This window comes from Solwaraspora sp. WMMA2080 (assembly GCF_027497395.1).
Taxonomy (GTDB): Bacteria; Actinomycetota; Actinomycetes; order Mycobacteriales; family Micromonosporaceae; genus Micromonospora_E.
In genome coordinates, this window is the sequence record NZ_CP114910.1 from 4,729,579 (window position 1) to 4,747,164 (window position 17,586).

15 protein-coding genes are annotated in these 17,586 nt (G+C 71.3%); 2 read left to right on the forward strand and 13 right to left on the reverse strand.

Annotation, left to right across the window (positions count from 1 at the left end):
* Nucleotides 1–3: 3 nt before the first annotated feature.
* Nucleotides 4–1,104, reverse strand: a complete 1,101-nt coding sequence (locus tag O7543_RS21505; protein ID WP_281552190.1) for a PLP-dependent cysteine synthase family protein — start codon at nucleotides 1,102–1,104, stop codon at nucleotides 4–6.
* Nucleotides 1,105–1,134: 30 nt separating this feature from the next.
* Nucleotides 1,135–1,584 carry an Lrp/AsnC family transcriptional regulator gene (locus tag O7543_RS21510; RefSeq protein WP_281552189.1) on the reverse strand — a complete coding sequence of 150 codons (450 nt, stop codon included), beginning with the start codon at nucleotides 1,582–1,584 and terminating at the stop codon, nucleotides 1,135–1,137.
* Between the two features lie 247 nt (nucleotides 1,585–1,831).
* On the opposite strand from O7543_RS21510, the gene O7543_RS21515 reads away from it, so the two are divergent.
* Nucleotides 1,832–2,092, forward strand: a complete 261-nt coding sequence (locus tag O7543_RS21515; RefSeq protein ID WP_281552188.1) for a BldC family transcriptional regulator — start codon at nucleotides 1,832–1,834, stop codon at nucleotides 2,090–2,092.
* Nucleotides 2,093–2,117: 25 nt separating this feature from the next.
* On the opposite strand, the gene O7543_RS21520 is transcribed toward O7543_RS21515, so the two are convergent.
* Nucleotides 2,118–2,747, reverse strand: coding sequence for a UbiX family flavin prenyltransferase (locus tag O7543_RS21520; protein ID WP_281552187.1), 630 nt, complete (start codon nucleotides 2,745–2,747; stop codon nucleotides 2,118–2,120).
* 109 nt (nucleotides 2,748–2,856) lie between these two features.
* On the opposite strand from O7543_RS21520, the gene O7543_RS21525 reads away from it, so the two are divergent.
* Entirely contained in the window at nucleotides 2,857–3,903 is a 1,047-nt protein-coding gene (locus O7543_RS21525; protein WP_281552186.1) for a terpene synthase family protein, read from the forward strand.
* A gap of 38 nt (nucleotides 3,904–3,941) precedes the next feature.
* Here O7543_RS21525 and mqnP read toward each other — a convergent pair whose 3' ends face one another.
* The 10 genes from mqnP to O7543_RS21575 are packed head-to-tail and all read right to left on the reverse strand — an operon-like array spanning nucleotide 3,942 to nucleotide 17,572.
* Nucleotides 3,942–4,889 carry a menaquinone biosynthesis prenyltransferase MqnP gene (gene mqnP, locus O7543_RS21530; protein ID WP_281552185.1) on the reverse strand — a complete coding sequence of 316 codons (948 nt, stop codon included), beginning with the start codon at nucleotides 4,887–4,889 and terminating at the stop codon, nucleotides 3,942–3,944.
* Nucleotides 4,865–6,328: a menaquinone biosynthesis decarboxylase gene (locus O7543_RS21535; RefSeq protein WP_281552184.1), complete on the reverse strand. Its 1,464-nt coding sequence runs from the start codon at nucleotides 6,326–6,328 to the stop codon at nucleotides 4,865–4,867. The genes mqnP and O7543_RS21535 overlap by 25 nt, the downstream gene beginning before the upstream one ends.
* A gap of 55 nt (nucleotides 6,329–6,383) precedes the next feature.
* Complete coding sequence (locus O7543_RS21540; protein ID WP_281552183.1) at nucleotides 6,384–7,610, reverse strand: hypothetical protein; 1,227 nt, start codon at nucleotides 7,608–7,610, stop codon at nucleotides 6,384–6,386.
* Between the two features lie 35 nt (nucleotides 7,611–7,645).
* The gene (locus O7543_RS21545) at nucleotides 7,646–8,926 is read right to left on the reverse strand and encodes an MFS transporter (protein ID WP_281552182.1); all 1,281 of its coding nucleotides are present in this window, start codon (nucleotides 8,924–8,926) and stop codon (nucleotides 7,646–7,648) included.
* A complete protein-coding gene (locus O7543_RS21550; protein WP_281552181.1) occupies nucleotides 8,923–11,532 on the reverse strand; it encodes an ATP-grasp domain-containing protein in 2,610 nt (869 codons plus the stop codon). The genes O7543_RS21545 and O7543_RS21550 overlap by 4 nt, the downstream gene beginning before the upstream one ends.
* A 49-nt stretch (nucleotides 11,533–11,581) precedes the next feature.
* The gene (locus O7543_RS21555) at nucleotides 11,582–12,832 is read right to left on the reverse strand and encodes a biotin carboxylase (protein WP_281552180.1); all 1,251 of its coding nucleotides are present in this window, start codon (nucleotides 12,830–12,832) and stop codon (nucleotides 11,582–11,584) included.
* Nucleotides 12,819–14,111: an amidohydrolase gene (locus O7543_RS21560; RefSeq protein ID WP_281552179.1), complete on the reverse strand. Its 1,293-nt coding sequence runs from the start codon at nucleotides 14,109–14,111 to the stop codon at nucleotides 12,819–12,821. Before O7543_RS21560 ends, O7543_RS21555 begins: the two co-directional genes overlap by 14 nt.
* 39 nt (nucleotides 14,112–14,150) lie before the next feature.
* Entirely contained in the window at nucleotides 14,151–15,491 is a 1,341-nt protein-coding gene (locus tag O7543_RS21565; RefSeq protein ID WP_281552178.1) for an MFS transporter, read from the reverse strand.
* Entirely contained in the window at nucleotides 15,481–16,188 is a 708-nt protein-coding gene (locus tag O7543_RS21570; protein WP_281552177.1) for a hypothetical protein, read from the reverse strand. Before O7543_RS21570 ends, O7543_RS21565 begins: the two co-directional genes overlap by 11 nt.
* 43 nt (nucleotides 16,189–16,231) lie before the next feature.
* Nucleotides 16,232–17,572, reverse strand: coding sequence for a diaminobutyrate--2-oxoglutarate transaminase family protein (locus O7543_RS21575; protein WP_348650142.1), 1,341 nt, complete (start codon nucleotides 17,570–17,572; stop codon nucleotides 16,232–16,234).
* Nucleotides 17,573–17,586: the final 14 nt, after the last annotated feature.

The following is a 17,586-nucleotide window of genomic DNA, read 5'->3' on the forward strand; positions in this document are numbered from 1 at the left end:
CGATCATGGCGCGTCGGTCGGCCACTCGCCGGTACGCATGAACTGATCGGCCACGGCCCGGTACGGGGCCAGATCGATCCCGTGCCGGGTCAGCCAGTCGGACGAGTAGTAGCTGGCGGCGTACCGTTCGCCGCTGTCACACAGCAACGTCACCACCGAGCCCTGCTCGCCGGCGGCCCGCATCTGCGCGATCAGCCCGAACGCACCCCACAGGTTGGTGCCGGTCGACCCGCCGACCCGCCGACCCAGCAGTTCGCTGGCGATGCGCATGGCGGCCAGTGAGGCGGCGTCCGGGACCTGGATCATGCGGTCCACCACGGACGGCTGGAAGGACGCTTCGACGGTCGGCCGACCGATCCCCTCGATCATCGACCCCCGGCCGGTCGAGGTCGACCAGTCGCCGCTGCACCATGCCGGGTAGAAGGCGGAGTTCTCCGGGTCGACGACGCAGATCTTGGTGCGGTGCCGCTGGTAGCGGACGTACCGGCCGATGGTGGCGCTGGTGCCGCCGGTGCCGGCACCGACCACGATCCAGTGCGGGACCGGGTGCCGTTCCAGCGCCAACTGGGCGAAGATCGACTCGGCGATGTTGTTGTTGCCCCGCCAGTCGGTGGCCCGTTCGGCGTAGGTGAACTGGTCCATGAAGTGCCCGCCGAGGTCCTCGGCGAGCCACCGTGCCTCGATCACCACCGCGGCCGGGTCGCGGACCAGGTGGGGGCGGGCACCGTGGAACTCGATCTGGGCGATCTTCTCCGCCGACGTGCCGGCGGGCATCACCGCGACGAACGGCAGGCCGAGCATCCGGGCGAAGTACGCCTCGGAGATGGCGGTGGAGCCGGACGACGCTTCGACGATCGTGGTCTGCGGCCCGATCCATCCGTTGCACAGGGCGTAGAGGAACAACGAGCGGGCCAGCCGGTGCTTGAGCGAGCCGGTCGGGTGCACCGACTCGTCCTTGAGGTAGAGGTCGATGCCCCAGGACGGGGGGAGTGGGAACGGCAGCAGGTGGGTGTCGGCGGACCGGTTGGCGTCCGCCTCGACCTTGGCGATCGCGTCGGTCACCCAGGCCCGGCCGGCGTCGTCGTACCGGTCCAGTTGATTCACTCGCAGACGGTAACAAGTGCAGTCGCCGAATCACCCGGTCAGGGGGCGGGGCCGGTTCTCCCATTTGGTGGACAGCGTGACGCTGGTCCGGGTGTTGGCGATCCCCGGTGTCCGGTTCAGCCGCATGATGAGCTGTTCCAGCTCGGCGATGGTGCCGACCCGGGCGAGGCAGAGGAACGACTCGGTGCCGGCCATGAAGTAGCAGGACTCGATCTCCGGCATGTCGCGCAGCGCGTCCAGCACCGCCTCGGTGTCGGCACCTGAGTCTTCGACCAGTCCGATCAGGGCGGTGACGCCGAGGCCGACCGACTCCGGCTGTACGTCGGCCCGGTAGCCGCGCAGCACCCCGGTGGTTTCGAGTTTGCCGATCCGTTCGTGTACGGCGGGTGCGGAGAGTCCGACTTGGCGGGCGAGTTCGGCGTAGGAGAGCCGGGCGTTGCCGCGCAGCAGGTCGACGAGCCGGGAATCGATGGCGTCCACGGAATGTAGACCCTAGTGCCTGCCGCCCGCCCGGGTGGCCCGCTGGTCGACGAGCTGGGGTAAATTACAACATAGGGCGCAAATCCTACCGGATAACTGCCCAGTCGGGTAGCTTTCCGCATTTCCCGGACACGGGGGTCGGCCGGTGCTCTAATGGCCGTACGTCTGGCACTACGGCATCTGGCACACGGTCCATCGGGGGGCTGACTGGCCACGCCAGAGCCGTCGCGGACGCGAGGAGGGGACCGTGGACACTGGAGATCGTCTGCTGACGCCGGGCGAGGTGGCCGCGCTGTTCCGCGTCGACCCGAAGACCGTCACACGATGGGCAGCGGCCGGCCGGATCGGCAGTATCCGAACTCCCGGAGGCCATCGTCGGTTCCGGGAGTCCGAGGTGCGTGCGCTACTCGAAGGCGAAGGCGTGCTGGAGGAGATGCAGGCAGAAAGCGCGGAGACCACCCGGCCCCGGCACACCGAGAACGGGTCAGGAGGAGCCGGGCCGTACTGACCGCCGGGCCGTACCGAGCAGGTGGTCACGCCCGGTCCGCGCCCAACTCGCCGGACCACCGCCGGAACAGATCGTGCGGTACGCCGAGCGCGTCCAGCACCTTCCCGGCAACGAAGTCGACCAACTGGGCGGCGGTGGCCCCGGCACCCGCACCGTAGAAGCCGGGACTGGCCGGCAGCACCACCGCCCCCGCGTCGTGCAGGGCGAGCAGATGCTCCAGGTGACTGCGGGTCACCGGGGTCTCCCGGGGGACCAGCACGACCGGCCGGCGTTCCTTGAGGTTCACCTCGGCGGCCCGCTGCAGCAGGTCCTTCGACAGCCCGATGGCGATGCCGGCACAGGCGGCCGTGCTGGCCGGTACGACCACCATCCCGCGTACCTGGTACGAGCCACTGCTTGGCCCGGCGGCGAGATCACCCGCCGGCCAGAACCGTACGTCCGCGTCGTCCAGCCCACGGCCGAGCCAGCGGGCCAGGTCGGCCCGCCAGTGACTGTCCCGCAGTGGCGCGCCGGTCTCGTCGAGCAGGGTGAGTCGGGCCGCGCGGGACACCACCAGGTCGACCGGATGGCCGGCGTCGAGCAGCGCGCGGAGCACCGCAGCCGGATACGGCGTACCAGACGCCCCGGAGACGCCGATCACCCATGGTCTTCTCATAAGATCCCTGCTCGCGTGGCTGGTCGCGGGCTGTCACCGTGCCCGGTCACCCCATAGGGTAAGACGACCCGCCTCACGGACACATTGGCAGCAACTTCGCAGGCAGCCCATGGACTCCCGCAAATCCACCCCGCCGCCGCCCCGCCCCGACGTCCCGTACAGCCGTACCGGCCTCGACGGGCCGGCCGCCGAACTGCTCGGCGAACTGCTCGTTGCGCTGCGCGCCGGCTGCCCGCTGCCCGCCGTGCTGTCCCCGTACGCGGCGCAGGCCGACGCCTGGCTGCCCGGTTGGCTGCAGCGGTGCGGCCTGCCACCGGGCACCGCGACCCACCGTCGGCTCGCCGGGGCCAGGATCGGCCGGTACGCCGCCCGGCTCTATCCGGGTGCGCCGATCGGCCGGCTGCGTGTGTTGGCCGCCATGTTCGCCTGGTTCTTCCTGCTCGACGACGAGTTCGACGGGGTCGCGGATCCGCAGGAGGGGAGGTTGCGCCGACTGGCCGACGGGGTGCTGGCGGTGCTGTGCAGTGATCCGGCACCGGGCAGTGACCCGGTCTTGGCCGGGCCGCTGCGCCGGATGCTCGCCGGTCCGTGGCAGGCCGTACGCCAGTCGATGCCCGAGTGGTGGCACCGACGGTTCGTCGAGGCGGTGGCGGAGCACCTCGACGGAGCGGTACGCGAGGCGGCGAACAAGGCGGCCGGCTACCGGCCCGGCCCGGACGAGTACGTCGAGTTGCGCCGGGCCACCTCGGCGGCGCACGTGGCGTACACCTTGATCGAGTACGCGACCGGCGACCCGGTGCCGGACGCCGTCTTCCACCACCCCCGGGTGCGCGACGTCCGAGTCGCCGGCAACGACCTGCTCTCCTGGTACAACGATCTCTTCTCACTGTCCCGCGACCTGACCACCGCCGGCGGTCACAACCTGGTGGTGGCGGTCGCCGAGACGCGGCGGGTGCCGATCGGCGACGCGCTGGTCATCGTCGCGCACCGGTGGCGGGCCGAGATGGCGGCGTTCGGCGCACGCCAAGCCGAGGTGCCGTCGTTCGGGCCGGATCACGACCGGGCGGCCCACGGCCTGCTGGTCGGGGTCGGGTACGCCGTGCGCGGCACCATCGACTGGTCGTTCGAGAGCGCCCGCTACCAGCAGCGGCGCTGACCCGGCCCGGCCCGGCCGGGGTGGTCAACGGTCAACGGTCAACGCAGGCCGAGCCGTACCACCAGGTCGACGAGGGCGAACGCGAACAACGCGATGCCGACGAAGCCGTTGGCGGTGAAGAACGCCCGGTTGACCCGGGACAGGTCGGTCGGCGTCACCACCAGATGCTGGTAGCCGAACGCCACCGCGGTCAACACCAGCCCGATCCACCACGGCCAGCCGAAGCCGACCAGCACGCCGAACCACCCGAACAGGGCGAACGTCACCAGGTGCGCCACCGTCGAGGCATGCAGCGCGAAGCGTCGACCGTACCGGGCGGGTACGCTGCGTACCCCGATCTCACGGTCGATCTCGGCGTCCTGGCAGGCGTAGATCAGGTCGAAGCCGCCGATCCAGAGCCCGACCGCCGCGCCGAGCAGGATCGCCGGCCCGGCGCCGTCGAAGGTGCCGGTGACCGCCAGCCAGGCACCGACCGGGCCGATCAGCTGGGCCAGTCCGAGCACCGCGTGCGGCCAGTCGGTGAACCGCTTGGCGTACGGGTAGACCACCAGCGGGACCGCCGCCAGCGGGGCGAGCGCGAGGCAGAGCGGGTTCAGCGCAGCGGCGGCGCCGAGGAAGACCACCAGAGCGACCACCGCGCCGGTCCAGGCCGTCCGGACGCTGACCGCCCCGGTCACCAGTTCCCGACCGGCGGTACGCGGATTGCGCGCGTCGATGTGCCGGTCGATGATCCGGTTCGCGGCCATGGCGAACGTCCGGGCACCGACCATCGCCACGGTGATCAGCAGCAGGTCGAGCCAGCGGACGCCGCCGTCGAGGCGGGCCATCACGGTCAGCGCGGACAGGTACGCGAACGGCAGCGCGAAGACCGAGTGTTCGATCGCGACGAGCCGTAGGAAGGCTCGGATCTTGCCGACCGGGGCGGCGGGCGCGCCGGCCGGTCCGGCGGTGGCTGCGGCGCTCACGAGATCCCGTACTCCCGCCATCGCTTGTCCACCAGCGAGACGATCTCCGGAGACATAATCATCTCCTGCGGCCAGCCCCGGGTGTAGCCCTCGGTGGGCAGCTTGCGGGTGGCGTCGACGCCGGCCTTGCCGCCCCAGAACTGCTGGTACGACGAGTGGTCGAGGTGGTCCACCGGGCCTTCGGTGAGCAGCAGGTCGCGGGCGTAGTCGACGTTGCCGAAGGCGCGGAACGCCACCTCGTGGTAGTCGTGCACGTCGCAGTCGTCGTCGACCACGACGATCAGCTTCGACAGCGACAGCAGGTGGGCACCCCAGATCGCCGACATGATCTTCTGGGCGTGCTTGGGGTAGCGCTTGCGGATCGACACGATCACGCAGTTGTGGAACACCCCGGCCGCCGGCAGGTCGTAGTCGACGATGTCCGGGATCAGCATCCGCAGCAGCGGCAGGAAGATCCGTTCGGTGGCCTTGCCGAGCCCGTGGTCCTCCTGGGGCGGCTTCGAGGTGATGATCGAGTGGTAGACCGGGTCGCGCTGCATGGTCATGCACTCGATGTGCAGCACCGGGAACGGTTCGACCGGGGTGTAGAAGCCGGTGTGGTCGCCGAACGGGCCCTCGGGCAGCCGCTCGCCCGGTTCCAGGTAGCCCTCCAGCACGATCTGGGCGTGCGCCGGCACCTGCAACGGTACGGTCTTGCAGTCGACCATCTCGACCCGCTGGCCGCGCAGGAACCCGGCGAACAGGTATTCGTCGATATCGCCGGGCAGTGGTGCCGACGCCGAGTAGCTGACCACCGGGTCGCAGCCGATCGCCACCGCGACCGGAAGCCGCTCGCCGCGCCGCTCGGCGACCGCGTGGTGGGCGGTGGAGTCCTTGTGGATCTGCCAGTGCATCCCGAGCGTGGTGGGCGAGTGCTGCTGCAGCCGGTACAGGCCCAGGTTGCGCTTGCCGGTCTCCGGGTGCTTGGTGTGGGTCAGCCCGTAGTTGTGGAAGATCCCGCCGTCGCCGGGCCAGACCTGCAGCCCGGGCAGCCGGTTGAGGTCGACGTCCGCACCGGTGTAGACGACCTCCTGGCAGGGCGCGGTCTTCACCTTGCGCGGCGGCAGCGAGGTGAGCTGCATGACCTTGCCCAGCCCGTCGCGGATGCCGGACCAGCCGACCGGCAGATCGGGCTTGATCATCGCCCCGATCCGGTCGCCGATCTCGTCGAGCCGGTCCACGCCGAGCGCCATCGCGGTGCGCTGCTCGGTGCCGAACAGGCTGATCGCCACCGGCATCTCGCCCCGGGTGGGCCGCTCGAACAGCAGCGCCGGCCCGCCGGCGCGTACGGTCCGGGTGACCACCTCGCTGATCTCCAGCGTCGGATCCACCGGTACGTCGACCCGCCGCAGCTCACCGGCCGTCTCCAGCGCCGCGACGAAGTCCTTCAGATCCTGGTACGGGAAACCTGGAGCCGCCATGCCGCCAAGTCTGGCCTACCTGCCGACCGGCACCGGCACCTGGGTCTCTTCCGGCTCACCGTGGGCGGCTCCCGGTTCGTCCGCCGGTACCCGCTCCGTGACCGGTCGTCGGTGCCGTCCGGTCGGTCTCGAGGATCAGGTGGCCGGTGTCGTGACCGCCGCTGAGCAGGTCCAGTCGTAGTTCGCGGCGGATGAGGTCACGCAGCGCGGCCCCGTCGATGATCCGGATGCGGTCGTCGGTTGGCAGCCCAGCCCGATCGACCCGCCCGGTGCTGATCATGAGTCCACGCGCCGGCACCCACTTGTCGAGCGTCCGGGACAGCGTCTCCATCGCCGCCGGCCGGACCGGACCCCGTACCGCCAGCAGGATGCACACCCCGCCGGTGGCCGCATCGGGATCGATCGCGGCGGCGAGCAGTTCGTCGTCGGAGGCCGACAACCGCATCCAGTCGGTCATCCCGGTCACCTCGAACAACCTGCGCAGCAGTCGCCCGAACTCGGCAGGGCGCAGGACCAGCAGGTCCGGCGCGAGGGCCGGATCCCGCCAGCACGCCCCACCGCAGTGGGCGAAGCGGCGGCCCGACCAGACGTCGGGCGCGGTGACGGGGCCGGGCGGCCGGTTCACCGGGTCAGGGCCGGGTAGACAGCTCACCGGGTCGAGGTCGGGATCGTCGAGCGGTATTCGTGCGAAGGCGTCCCGACCGACGAGCGCGTCGACCAGCAGCGGCGGATCGCCCCCCGGCACGCCGTCGACCGGTGGTCCGTACCCGGTGAACGCGACACTGTCGACCAGATATCCCGGGGTCGCGTCGAACGCGTCGGCCACCGCACGCAGCGTCAGCAGGGCCACCAGATCCTGGTACGCCCGCCGGCGTGCGTCCGTCGGCCGTGACCGGGCCCCGACCGGTCCGTGCGCCCCGACGCGGCCGTGGCCGACGCCGCCGGGAACCACCTCCGGTCCGGGAAACTCGTAGACGACCGCCAGCCGGCGGTCGTCCACCCGTAGACCGAGGGTGAACGCGCCGTCCGGGCCGTCCGGCAGGTCCGCGACGGTCATCGCCTGACCGAGCGCCGCGACGAACCGTTCCGGGCCGCGCAACCGGAAGGTCATGTCGAGCCGGGTACGGGTCGAGGCGGGCACCGCGGTCCGGTCCGTCAGCAGCCGGCGCCACGCGGTCGCCCGGTGGGCGGCCAGTTCGGTCCGCAGCCGCGTCTCGGCCAGCCGGCGTGGCGACGGACCTCGGACGGTCGCCGGCTTCGCTGGTGCTTCGTCGATGTCCACAACGGCTACCTCGGTCGGGTGGGGACGGCGAACGGTCAGTCGACGGTGGCGAACTCGGACGTCGGCCGGTCGCGTGCCGGAAAGTCGACCAGCCGTCGGACCGGTGACGTGGCGATCACCACCACCGCCGAGAGGAAACCGATCGCGGTGAGATACAACGCGGGGCGCAGTCCGATCAGATCGCCGAGCCAGCCACCCAACGCGCCGCCGACCGGCAGAGTGCCCCAGGAGATCAGGCGGTAGCCGGCGTTCATCCGGCCGAGCAACCGTTCGGCGGTGATCGCCTGCCGGAGACTGATGATCTGGATGTTGGCCATGGTGGCGCCGGCTCCGGCGATCGCGAACCCACCGACGATCATCGTGATCCCCAGCGGTGTCGCGCCCGGCGCGAGCGGAATGAGCATCGGCGCCACACAGCACAGGACGGTCGAGGTGAGGATGCTCCGCCCCAGCCCGACCGTCGCGGTCAGCCGTCGGGCCACCAGCGAACCGAGCAACGAGCCGACCGCTCCCACGCTCAGCAGCGCTCCGATACCGCCCGCGCCGAAGCCCAGCACCCGGGCCGCGTACAGCACGAAGAGCGTCTGCAACGACATCAGGAACAGGTTGTACAGGCCGGACTGCAGAGCGCACGCCCGCAGAATCGGCGAGCGGAGGATCAGCTGGATCCCCTCGGCGACGCTGCGCCGCAACGGCACCGGTGCGTGGTGCCGTCGCGGGGGCGGCTCGGGGCGCCGGACGGCGACCAGGGTCGCCACCGAGACCAGGTAGGACATGCCGTTGATCAGCAATGCGACCGGTGCGGTGGCCACCTGGACCAGTAGCCCGGAAAGGCCCGGGCCACCGATCTGCGCCAACGAGCTGGTGCCCTGCAGCTTGCTGTTGCCCTCCACCAGGTGCTCCCGGCGCACCAGCGTCGGCAGGTAGGACTGGTACGCCACGTCGAAGACCACTGTGAGCGTGCCCACCAGCACCGCGATGGCGTAGAGGAACTCGATCCGCAGCTGGCCGAGGGCCGCGAGCACCGGCACCAGGGTCACCAGGGCGGCCCGGCCGACGTTCGCGTAGATCATCAACGGCTTCCGTCGGACCCGGTCCACCCAGACCCCGACCAGCAGGGTGACGAGGAGGAACGGCGCATACGACGCGGCGTTGAGCAGACCTACCTCGGAGGCGCTGGCCTGCAGCGCGAGTACCGCGGTCAGCGGCAGCGCCAGCTGGGTCACCTGTGCACCGACCTGCGACGTGGCCTCACCCGCCCAGAACCTGAGGAACTGCCGGTCGTGCCACAGCCCGGTGCCGGACCGGCCGTTCACGCCGCGTCGCCCGCCGACCGGTCCACCGCGTGGAAGACGCAGCCGATCTGTGCTCCGTTGATCATGCTGACGATGCCGACCGCCGGGTCGGGCACCGCGCGGGCGAGCGTGCCCGCGTACCGGGAACCGATCAGCATCACCCCGTAGGCGACCGCCATCAGCTGGAACCCGTCCCCGTCGTCGGCGCGGAACCGCTCGGTGACCGGCAGGACCCGGTCCTGCACCACGTACGGTTCGTCGACCGCCGCCCGTACCCGCCGCTCCCACTCGTCCTGGGAGACCGTCCAGCCCGGTGTGACACCCACGCCCCCGTAGAGCAACGTGGGCTTGAGCACCAGGTGGTCCCTGTTCGCCAGCATGTGCGGCACCAGATCGACGGTCTGGTCCTGCCAGGTGACCTTCTCGTCACGGACGAACCTGGTCCACGGCAGGAGCCGGTCGACCAGGGCCAGTTCCTCGGCGGTGAACCGGTCGCGGTTGCGCTCGTCGCTGAGCAGCGCGAGGCTGCCCTTGTTGCCGTACAGTTCGCTGTCCAGCGCGGCGAACAGCTGGACGGTGCCCCGTTCGGCGGCGTCGAGCAGCGGCTCCACCCGGTCGTAGGTGCGCTGCTCGGCCGGCATCTCGCCCGGCAGGAACATGCGGTACACCACGTCCACCCGGCGGTCGTCGAACAGCACCATGCCGTCGGCGTACCGGAACTGGTCCAGATGACAGACCACGGCGTCGAAGCCGAGCTCGACGAATCCCGGCACGACGAAGTCCATCCAGCACTTCGTCTTCTCGAAGCCCTCCGGCCAGTCGGTGATCGCCAGCAACGGCCGTTCGATCCGGTCCAGGTGCGGGGCCTGCGCGCGCAGCACCCGGACGATCTCGGCCAGCGGGTCCGGGAACGTCAACCCTTCCGCCTCGACGAACCGGGCGAACTGTTCGTCGGCCGCCAGCGCCCGTCCGAAGATGCCCATCTGCCAGCCGCCCAGCGAGCTGCCGGTGTTGAGCTCCATCAGTCGGAAGCCGTCACTCTGCCGGTAGAGATCGGCGCGGGCCAGTGGCGCCAGTCGGGGCCCGGCACCGCGCAGCACCAGTCGGGTCTGCACCTCGGACATCCCGACCGCCCGGGCGAACTCCCGCAGGTCGCCGTCGAACAACCGGTCGGGTAGTCCGGCCACCAGTTCGAACAAACCGGCCAGATCCCGCTCCAACGTGCGTACCTCGCCGGCGGTGAGGAACACCGGACGGTTCAACCCTTCGCCGCCGCCGGCGCCGTACCTGAACCACTCGTCGCCGCGTACGCCCGCGACGGTCATCCGGTCCTCGCCGCGTTCGTGGTCGAGGAACCGGCGGGTGACCGAGTTCTCCCAGTGCGCGCCGAGCCGGGTCTCCAGCGCGGCGGTCAGCCGTACGGTGGTCGCCGCCTCGGCGTGGTCCAACGCCCGCCGACAGGCCGACTCGTCGTCGGCGACGGCGACGAACGCGGCGGTGCGTGGGGTCAGCGTGCGCGGCGGCGGTTCGAGCCGGTCGCCGGGCGAGGCCAGCGCCACCGCGGCGACCAGGTCCGGAATCCGCCGAGGGTCGGGCAGTTCGATCCGCTCGACCGTGCCGGCGTGTGCCGGCGGCAGGAAGCGGATCTCCGCCACCCGGTCGGCGGTGGTCACCAGCGACGGGATCCGCTCGAAGGCGATCTCCGCCGCAGCGCTGACCAGATCCACTCCACAGGCCAGCTGCCCCAGGTAGGGGATCAGGTCGCCGGCGAGCCGGCCGTTGAGTTCGATCAGGCGGGCGCCGCGTGTGGTCAGCCGGATCTCGGTGTGGGTCACCCCCCAGTCGACACCGACCGCCCGGTGTGCGGCCCGGACCAGCTCCACCACCTCCGCCGCCCACGGTTCGTCCCGCCACCGGTCCACCAGATGACCCAGCTCCTCGAAGTACGGCGGGGCACCCAGTCGTTTCCGGGCCACCAGCACCGGCCGGGCGTCGCCGTCGACGACCACGCTCTCCACGCTGATCTCCGGGCCGTTGAGGTACTCCTCGACCAGCACCCCGTCACCGCCGGGCACACCCGGCAGCCGGCTAGTGGTGGCCAGCTGGTACGCGGTGGCCAGCCCGGCGGCGCCGGACACCACCGTCACTCCGAAACTGCCACCCAACGACCGCGGCTTGACCACGACCGGGTACCCGATCGACTCGGCCACCGCGTGGGCCTCGTCCGCGTCGCGCGCGAGACCGTACCGGACCGCGCTCAGCCCGGCGGCGGACATCGCCTCACGGACCGCGTACTTGTCCCGGCAGCGGCGGGCAGCCGTCGGCGACATGTGTCGCATCCCCAGCCGACTGGCCGCCTCCGCGACCGGGACCAGGGACCACTCGTCCCAGGTGACGATCGCCGCCTCGGACACCTCGCCACGCAGGTCGGCGACCGACGGAAACAGCTTGGCCCGGTCCGTGGTGTCCGCGATCCGGTGCGTCTTGACGTACTTCGCCTGCCAGGTGGGCGCCTCGGGGGCGATCAGCACCACCTCGTACGCCGTGGCCAACGAGGCGAGCGCGTACTCGCGGTACGCCGCGAGACGGCTGCCAACCAGGATCAGCCGCGGGGAGTCAATCGTCACGGTGTCTGTTCCTCCTGCTCGATTGCGGATCTTCGGATCCGGGGGTCGCTCAGTCGCCCACGGCGACGCAGGCGAGCTGGTACGCGGTGGCAGCGGTCCGGATCGCCGATTCGACGTCCCCGGTGGACGGGCCCCGGAACCGGAACCGTGCGCCCACGTGCTCGTACCCGCCGATCCGCGGAATGACGGTGCCCGGTCCGGGCACCACCTCGGCGTACGGCCGGGCACCGTCCGGCAGGTCGTCCTGCCATCCGGCGACCGTCACCCGGCACGGAGCCGGCACCGGCGTGGGCAGCAGCAGGTAGCCGCCGACCTCACCGCGGTCGGATACCGGCACCGCCGGCACCCGACCAAGCTGGACGTCCATCGCCGCGGCCATCAGATCGACACCGTGCACCTCGCGCCACACGAAGGGGATCTCGGCCCCACCGACCCGGGCACCCGCCTCGAGGAAGCTCAGCGTCACCTGACCACCTGGCCTGGTCGCGACGAACGCTTCGAGGTGGAACACCCACGGCCGGTCGGAGAACCCGGCACACACCTCGGTGGTGAACCGCTCGATCTCCGCCAGCAACCGGTGGTCGTCGATCTCGACCGACCCCAGATAGGCGCCGGTGGTGAACGCCGCGCAGGTGTTCAGGTAACGGGAGGCCCGCCAGACCCCGAGCCGGTCGCCCTGCCAGAGCCCGTCGATGTGCAGGATCTGGTCGGCGACGAACCGCTGCACCAAATAGGGTTCCTCGCCGATCGGGGTCGGTGTGGTCAACGCCGCCGGCCCGTCCAGGCGTTGCACCCCTCGACTCGCCGTGCCGAAACGTGGCTTGACCACCACCGGCCAACCGTGCCGATCGGCGAACGCGCGCACCGCGGCCAGGTCGGGAGCGTCCGCGAACGGCGGGACCGGAATCCCCGTCCGCTGCATCCGCTGCCCCATCAGCAGCTTGTCCCGGTAGCCGACGAGCTGCTCCGGTCGGTCGCCGGGCAGGTCGAACTCGGCGCGCAGCAGCGCGGCGGAATCCAGGTCACCCTCGTTGAGGGCGACCAGCCGGTCCGGTACGCCGTGGCGGGCGGTGAGGCCGGCCACCGCCTCGCGTACCGCCGCCGGATCGTCGGTCGCCGGCACCACGACCACCTCCGCTGCCCCGGTGGGCACCGACGACACCGCGTGGGGGGCGACCACGTAGCTGACCTTGTTCGTCGTGTGGTCCAGGTAGTCGGCGTACCGGGCGTGCTGGCCCCGCCAGCGGTGCAGGATCACGACGTGCCGGCCCGGCCGGGCCGGTGGCTCACGGCTGGGCACGACCGGCCGTCCCGTCACCGACGGCCCCGACCAGGGCCGGTGTCAGCCAGGCGAGCGCGGCGGTGACCAGTGCCTGCACCCCGATCGTGAGACTGGGCTGCAGCACCGGGGCGAAGGTGGCCGCGTGGTTCTGCGGGATGTCCTCGTCGATCCGCCCCGCCGCCGCGGCGGCCTGGTAGCGCTGCGGCTCGATACCGCCGAAGAACCAGTACACGTACGGCACGTCGGCGGCCGCGCCGAGGATGCCGAAGTCCTCGCTGGCGGTGGTCGTGGTGATCGGAAGGACCCGGTGATCACCGAAGAATGCCCGGTGGGCGGTGGCGACCCGGGCGGTCGCGGCCGGATCGTTGACGGTCGGCGGCAGATGGTAGACCGAGGTGATCTCCGGCTGCCGTGGGGCGCCGGCGGCGTCCGCCTCCGCCCGTGCCAGCCGCTCGATGAGGGTGAACACCTGGTCGCGGACGCCGACGCTGGGCGTCCGTACGTTGATCGACAGTTCCGCCTCGTCGGGGATGACCGCCGCGGTGGTACCGGCGTGCAGCGCACCGACCGTCACCACCACCGGTTCGTTCGCGGCGATCGACCGGGAGACGACCGTCTGCAACCGCATCACCAGCGAAGCCGCCATCACCACCGGATCGACACTCGACTCCGGCTTCGATCCGTGGCCGCCACGGCCGAACAACCGGATCCGGATGCTGTCGGTGGCACCCATGACGGTGCCGGGGCAGGTCGCGACGAGACCGGCGGGACCCGGCCCGACATGCTGTCCGAGAATGACGTCCGGCTTGTCGAACCGGTCGAACAGGCCGTCGTCGACCACCGCCCGGGCGCCGTACCCGCTCTCCTCGCCGGGCTGGAACAGGGCGATCACCGTGCCCCGCCAGTCCCGCTCGGCGGCCAGGACCGCGCAGGCACCCAGCAGGCAGGTGACGTGCAGGTCGTGTCCGCAGGCGTGCATCACCGCGACGGTGCCGCCGCTGTCGTCGACCGCGGTCGCCGTGCTCGCGTACGACAAACCGGTCTGCTCCCGGACCGGCAGCGCGTCCATGTCGGCCCGCAACATCACGACCGGGCCGTCGCCGTTGCGCAGCACCCCGACCACGCCGGTGCGTCCGATCCCGGTGGTGACCTCCCAGCCCAGCCGGGTCAGTTGGCCCGCGACGATCGACGCCGTGTTCTCCTCCTGGAAGGCCAGCTCGGGACGGGCGTGTAGGGTGCGGTAGGTGTCCTCGAGCTCGGGCAGTAGTGGGGCGAGGGACTCGAACAGCTCAGACATGATGTCCTTCCTCATGGACGGGCGAATGTGGTGGGCGGGTCAGCCGGATCGCGCCAACGAGGGCTGCTGGTGCGGGCGGTCACCGGGCAACCCGCGCTCCCGGACCCCCCACGAGGCGAGCAGCGCACCGGTGGCCATCAGGGCCACCAGCCACGGCACCCAGCCGACCCGGCCGTTGTCCCGCAACAATTCGGCGAGCATCGGAAAGGTGCCGCCGAAGAGACTGATCGCGGCGGCCGCCGGCAGCCCGATCGCCAGGGTCCGGATCGCCGGCGGGAACAGTTCGCCGACGAACACGTTGTTCACCGCCAGCGGCAGACCGAGTAACGCCAGCAGTACCAGGGCGACCACCAGGACCGGCACCTGACCGGTCACCAGACCGGCGAGCAACGGCACGCTCAGCAGCCCCAGCCCGGCGAAGCCGATCCGCAGTACGGGCAGCCCGCCGTACCGGTCGGCGAGAGCCCCGGCGACCACCATCGCGCCCAGCAGTCCGACCATGCCGATCAGCAACGCTGTCGCGGTCTGTTCGCGAGGCACGCCGGCGGCCTCGTCGGCGTACACCGGCAGATAGACCGTGCAGAAGTAGAACACCACCGTGGCGCCGGCGGTGACCAGGAAGACGACGGCGATCTCGCGGCGGTGGGCACGCAGCAGCCGCAGGCGGCCCGGTCGGGCCCCGGCGGCGGCGTCTGCGGTCGCGGCGACGAAGACCCCGGTCTCGGCGACACCGAGCCGGATCCACAGGGCGATCAACCCGAGCAGGGCGCCCAGGGCGAAGGCGATCCGCCAGGCTCCGGCGGTGACCCCGTCGGAGCCGTACAGCCGGAGCAGGACCGCCAGCACCGCCAGGGACAGCGCGCTGCCGATCACGATGCCGCCGTAGGACACCGCGCTGAACAGGAACCGTCGTCGACCCGGTGCGGTCTCGGTGACGTATGCCGCGGCGCTCGGATTCTCGCCTCCGACGGACAGCCCCTGCACCAGCCGGGCCAGCACGACGAGCAGGGTCGCGGCGACGCCGACCTGTGCGTAGGTCGGCGCCACGGCGATCACCGCGGAGCCGACCGCCACCAGCGTCACACTCAGCGTGAGGCCGAACCGGCGGCCACGGGTATCGGCGAACCAGCCGATGACGATGCTGCCCAACGGTCTGACCAGGAAACCCAGCGCGAATCCCAGGTAGGCGGCGATCAACCGGGTGGTCGGGGAGGACCCGGGGAAGAGCTGCTCGGCGAAGTACGGTGCGAGCACGCCGTAGACCGTCCAGTCGTACGACTCGACCACCGAGCCGACCGTCGCGGCCGCCAGTTCCCGCCGGGGCCAGCGGGCCGGGAGCCCGGTGCCGGGCCGGTCGCGCGGCACGCCGCTATCCGCCATCGCACACCCCGTAGATCCGGATCGGCTGGACCCCGCCGGGGCCGACGGCCGTGCCGGTGGGCACGGCGTGCACGCGGAAACCCGTCGGCGGCAGGTCGTGCAGCCCGGACAGCCCGGTGACCACCGGGACGCCCCGCCGGGTGAGCAGCCGCGTCGCCCCGGGCAGCGGGGCGGCGTCGGTGCCGACCAGCGCGGCGTGCCGGTCGGCCAGCACGGCCGCCGCCTCGGCGGTCAGCCGCGGTCCGTCGAGGGGACCGCCGTGCACCACGACGGCGCGGCCCTCGACCTGGTACGGCGCCAGTGCGCCACGGTCCACGGTGGCCCCGCCGCCGGTCAGCCGGGCCAGCACACCGGGCAGATCGACCAGACCGGCGAGCGGCACGTCCCGGGTGGGGGGATGCAGCTCGGTGTCGGGGCCGGTCAGGTCGACGACTCGGCGTACCTCGTCCCGGCCGACGTCCACGCCGCGGGAGCCCTTGTGGGGTTCCCGGAGCAGGGTCTTTCCCTTGACCGTCGTCCGGCCGACCATCAGCAGCCCGAGATGGTGGACGAACAGTTCCGCGATCTCGTCGTCGTCGATGTCGTTCCCGGCGATGTCGAGACGGAATCCCTGCACCTGCAGGCCGCCACCATTGCTGAACTCGACGTCCGCGTCGAACTCCACCCGCCACTGTTCCGAACTGCCACCTGCTCGCACGCCGCACTCCTCTGCTCGCTGACAAACGCGGAGATCCTGCCGCTCAGTCGAACGATTTGTCGAGCTTCTCGATCAGTTCCGCGATTTCGTCGTCGCTGATGACCAGCGGGGGCAGCAGTCGCAGTACGGCGCCGTGCCGGCCGCCGCTCTCGATGAGCAGTCCGTTCTCCAGGCAGCGCCGCTTAATTTCCCGGGCCCGTCGCCCGTCCGCCGGCGGTCGGCCCAACGCGTCGACCGGACCGGCCGGGTCGACGATCTCCAACCCCCAGGCCAGTCCCCGGCCACGGACGTCGCCGATCTCCGGCCGCTGGACGGCCATCGCCTCGAGCCGGTCGCGCAGCAGCTCCCCTTTGCTCGCGGACTGCGCGACCAAGCCCTCTTCGGCGATGACCGCCATCGTCTCGGCACCGGCGACCATGGCGAGCTGGTTGCCCCGGAAGGTGCCGGCGTGCGAGCCGGGCAGCCAGCCGTCATACTTCTCGTGGTAGGCCACCAGCGACAGCGGATAGCCGCCGCCGACGGCCTTGGACAGCAGCACCGCGTCCGGTTCGATGCCGGCGGCCTCGAAGGCGAACATCGTTCCGGTCCGTCCGAGACCCATCTGGATCTCGTCGAGGACCAGCGGAATGTCGAGGGCGGCGGTGACGGCACGTAGTCCGCGTAGCCATTCGGTGGCTGCGGGCACCACACCACCTTCGCCCTGCAGCGCTTCGAGGATGACGGCGGCTGGTTTGGTGATACCGCTCTCCGGGTCGGTGAGTACGTTCTCGATGTAGCGCAGCCCGGCCCGTACGCCCTCGGCGCCGCCCAGACCGAACGGGCACCGGTAGTCGTACGGGTACGGCAGGAAGTGCACCTCCGGCATCAGGGCCGCGACCCGCTGCTTGGCCTGCAGGTTGCCGGTCAGGCTCAACGCGCCGGCCGACATCCCGTGGTACCCGCCGTGGAAGGCGAGCATGGTGCGCCGGCCGGTGGCCGATTTGAACAGCTTGACCGCCGCCTCGGTCGCGTCGGCACCGGTCGGCCCGCAGAACTGCACCTTGGCGGTCGCCGCGAAGGACGGCGGCAGTTGGCGGTAGAGCATGCGCAGGAACTCGTGCTTGGCCGGGGTGGTCAGGTCGAGCGCCTGCTGCAACTGGTCGGAGTCCAGGTACCGCCGGACCCGGGCCAGCACCGCCGGATGGTTGTGTCCGAGCGCCAGGGTCCCGGCCGCCGACAGGCAGTCCAGGTAGCCGTTGCCGTCGGCGTCGTGGACCCGGGTCAGCCTGCCCTGCACCAGCACCCGGCCCACGGCGTCGGCGTAGGTCCGGGCGCTGGACTCACGCCTGCGTACGTAGTCGTAGATGTCGTCCGGGTGGTTGGTCGCGACGTCCGTCATCGAAATTTCCTTCCGTGGCT

Coding starts and splice junctions, on each gene's coding strand:
- O7543_RS21520 (WP_281552187.1), bottom strand. CDS start 2,747: ATGAGAAGACCATGGGTGATCGGCGTCTCCGGGGCGTCTGGTACGCCG.
- O7543_RS21525 (WP_281552186.1), top strand. CDS start 2,857: ATGGACTCCCGCAAATCCACCCCGCCGCCGCCCCGCCCCGACGTCCCG.
- mqnP (WP_281552185.1), bottom strand. CDS start 4,889: ATGGCGGGAGTACGGGATCTCGTGAGCGCCGCAGCCACCGCCGGACCG.
- O7543_RS21535 (WP_281552184.1), bottom strand. CDS start 6,328: ATGGCGGCTCCAGGTTTCCCGTACCAGGATCTGAAGGACTTCGTCGCG.
- O7543_RS21560 (WP_281552179.1), bottom strand. CDS start 14,111: ATGTCTGAGCTGTTCGAGTCCCTCGCCCCACTACTGCCCGAGCTCGAG.
- O7543_RS21565 (WP_281552178.1), bottom strand. CDS start 15,491: ATGGCGGATAGCGGCGTGCCGCGCGACCGGCCCGGCACCGGGCTCCCG.